2 protein-coding genes are annotated in these 2126 nt (G+C 69.8%); both read right to left on the reverse strand.

Annotated features, from left to right (window positions below; all coding sequences use genetic code 11):
- Positions 1-423: hypothetical protein (locus tag QH195_RS15080; RefSeq protein ID WP_280435824.1), on the reverse strand; the 423-nt coding region annotated here is incomplete at its 3' end.
- 178 nt (positions 424-601) lie between these two features.
- The gene (locus tag QH195_RS15085) at positions 602-1786 is read right to left on the reverse strand and encodes an FAD-dependent monooxygenase (RefSeq protein ID WP_280435825.1); all 1185 of its coding nucleotides are present in this window, start codon (positions 1784-1786) and stop codon (positions 602-604) included.
- Positions 1787-2126 lie beyond the last annotated feature (340 nt).

The raw sequence follows: 2126 nt of genomic DNA on the forward strand, positions 1-2126 counted from the left end.
TGGTCGGCGGCCCGCGCCGGCCACCGGGCACGGGACCGAGCGCGACGCGGACGCCATCGCTACGACCCCCGGCCCCCGCGCCGCCGCGGGCAACACCGTTCCTTTCGTGGGGGGCGGGGGCGGCGGCGGCCATCCCCCCCCGCCCCCACCTCCACCACCGCCACCACCACAGCCGCTACTTCCGCTGCAACCCCCGCCGCGGCCACCGCCGTGACTACCATCCGCGTCGCCGACGAACCAGGAGCCCGCGCCCGCGGACCGCGATTTCGCCCGCAGCGGTGCCCGATTCCGCCGATACGTGCGTATCCCGGCTGCTATCGCCAGCACCACCGACGCCACGAGAAACCAGGCGCCCACGGCCGGGCCGACGGTATCCATCAGGATCAGGCCTATCAAGGCGGTGGCCACCAACAGCACGAGCACGGTACCTCCCCGAAACGTATGGTCCCCTTCGGAAAAGAGTACGCGGCGCCGAAGACCGAGGCGTATCGAAAACCACGGGCGACGCCGAGCCCAAGTGACCCGACTGGTTCAGCGAGACCTCGGAAGGTTTGGGCTCACCCCTGTGGGCCGAAGCAGCGCGAACGGAATCGGCGCCGAATCACAGCACTTTCTCGGCCCAATCGATGCGGTAGCGCTGTTCGGTGCCCACCAACTTCTCCGGGTTCATCGTCCGGGCCATGATCGGCATGATCAGCTGCATCATCTTGCGCGCGAACGGCCCCGGGGTTTTGCTGTGGTTGATTCTGGCTGCGCGAGCCGCCACGCCTTCCACCCGGGAGCGGCGTAACCGCTCGTAGGTGGTGAAAGCGGTTTCGCGATCGGGCACGTCGCGTAGGCAGCGGGCCAGTTGGATCGCGCTCTCGATCGCCAGCGAAGCACCCTGTCCGGAGCTGTTGGACGGTGCGTGTACCGCATCGCCGACCAGCACCATGCGGTCTCGGTACCAGTGCGGCACGGGCGGCATGATGTGCAATGCGCCGGTGACCTCCAGTTGCTCCGGAGTGGTCGCCCGGGCGAGTGCGCCGCCCGGATGATCCTCGGCGTAGGTGTCGCGCAGGATCTCCAGCCAGCGCTCCGGTGCGATATCGCGGGCTTCGGTCAGCGAAAGGTATTCCGCGCTGGGAAGATTCGCGCCCCACCCGATCCGGCCGTCGCCGAGCGGCCAGTACAGGTAGTAGGCGCGTTTCCCGTAGGCGAAGACGATCGTTTCGTCCGGGGTGGCGATATCGCATTCGACCGTGGCGCCGAAGCCGAGCATTCCGGTGAAATCGGGGCCCGGAGCGGAGGGGTCGATCAGCCGGCGCACGGTGGACCGGATTCCGTCGGCGCCGACGAGTACATCGGCGGTTGCGGTGGTGCCGTCGGCGAATCGTGCGGTGACACCCTCGGCGGAGTGGTCGGCCGCCACCAGGCGTTTGCCGTATTCCACCGGAACCCCGGCCGCCACGGCGCGTTCGTGCAGTACCCGGTGCAGTTCCCCGCGGTCGACCAACTGCAGTGGTGGCTGGCCCGGGAGGCTGGGCGCGGGCAGCAGTTTGCCGCCGACGGACAGGCACATACGGGGCACGGGTACGGCGATATCGCGGACCGCGTCGCCCGCGTCGATCACATCCAGCGCGGCCACACCGTTCGGCGCCAGCGCCAGTCCGCTGCCGATCGTGAATGCCGGCCCGGGATAGGCCTCGTAGACACGGGCGTCGATACCCGCTTTCCGCAGTGCGGTGGCCGCTACCGGCCCCGCGATTCCACCGCCGATCACCAGCGCTGTTTCTGTTCTGGACACAGGACTACTCCTCGAGATGCAGAGTCGGCGACGCCGCCGGGTGGCGGCGCCCTAGGGGCCGCCGGTCCGCGCCGATGTGCGCCGGACCCGGGCGTGCCCGGGTTACTCGTCTCCGAACCGCCCTGCGCCTCGCCTCCCGGTTATCCTGTGTTCTGCCAAACTCGCGGCCGGGTGTGCGTTGTGCGGGCACGGTCCGAGACGGTGATCCGGTCCCGATGGTGGTGTTTGGGCGCCACCCAAGGGCCGGGGTGGTTGACCGGGGGGGGGTGACGGGTGTAAGGGGGGTTGGGGGCCGCCCCAAATTTTACGGCCCCCGGGGGGGGCACGCCCCCCCGGCGGG

It is taken from the genome of Nocardia carnea, from assembly GCF_029868855.1.
GTDB lineage: Bacteria > Actinomycetota > Actinomycetes > Mycobacteriales > Mycobacteriaceae > Nocardia > Nocardia carnea_A.